The organism is Campylobacter sp. W0066.1, from assembly GCF_024723635.1.
In the GTDB taxonomy this organism is placed as follows: Bacteria; Campylobacterota; Campylobacteria; order Campylobacterales; family Campylobacteraceae; genus Campylobacter_D; species Campylobacter_D lari_C.
Window position 1 is genome coordinate 1 of record NZ_JANQCW010000043.1, and the last position, 1,167, is coordinate 1,167.

Consider the following 1,167-nt stretch of genomic DNA (forward strand, 5'->3'; position numbering starts at 1 on the left):
GGTTTGTATAGCTTGTAAAGGTGATAGGTAATAAGAAATAATAAAATAAAGTAAAATAATACTTATAATACTTGTAAAAATAACTATAATAATCTGAATATAAGCTATCTTCTTGCTCGATTGAGAAATTGTATCGATATATGCCATATTGCACACTGTATATCCATCTACATTGTCACACATTCCGAGTCTTTCGTGATTTTCCTTGCTAGTATAAAAAAATGGCTCACCTTCTTTTACCTTGCTAAATTTGTCTGCTACGATAGCAACATTTGGATCATTTCCGATATAATTTTTACTTGTTGAAACAAATGAAAAACGATTTTTATCATAAATAAAAGACGCACCTGGCATTTGTTTAAGACTATCTTCTAAATCTTTAACCAAAACATCAATTGCTAGCACTCCTATAAAATTACCATCTTTATATATTGGCATGGCATAAGTAAAGCAAGGTAAACCTGTAGTTACATCAATATAAGAAGGAGTGATATATAGGCTATTATTTTTCATTGCCTCTATATAAAATTCTCTTGTTCTTGCGTCATAGTTATCAGCTTTTCCATAAATTCCATAGTCTAAACCTTTGCTATCACTATCTGGGTCGCTTACTATTAATTCTCCATTTGATTGAGCTAGATAAACCGCTAGAAAATTACCAGAATCTCTGAATGATCTTAATTGATAGCCTATATTGTCCATTAGCTTCTCTGTTGAATTCAAACTAGAATAGGGATGTCTGAGTATAGTTTCGCTTAATTTTTTCAATGAGTCAGATGTATCATCTTTAAAATTAGTCATAAGATTTTTTGTAGAAATTAAACGATTTTGTTCAGAATTAACAATTTCTTGAAAAAGAGCATCTTTAACAAAAATAAATGTTATAATTCCTAGAATCAAAAGACATACAATTGCTATGATATTTGCAATCAAGGCAACTTTTATTTTAACACTTTTCATTGCTTTTCTCCTAAAATATTTTTGCAATTATAAATTAAATTTTTATAATAAAAATTTAATTTTGATTTAATATTGTAAATTCTACAAAAAGACAAAAAGATTAGGAAATTGATAAATTAAATTTGAAAGTTTTACTAAGCTAATTAGCTTACTAATTAACCCACCTTTATATCAAACTAAACCCTTAATGGGTTTAGTTAATTATTT

At 27.4% G+C, this 1,167-nt stretch carries 1 protein-coding gene; it reads right to left on the reverse strand.

Features of this window, described 5'->3' with window-relative positions; genetic code table 11:
- A partial coding sequence (locus CAMP18497_RS08190) for a PDC sensor domain-containing protein (protein ID WP_337213744.1) occupies positions 1-702 on the reverse strand: 702 nt, incomplete at its 3' end.
- Between the last annotated feature and the right edge of the window lie 465 nt (positions 703-1,167).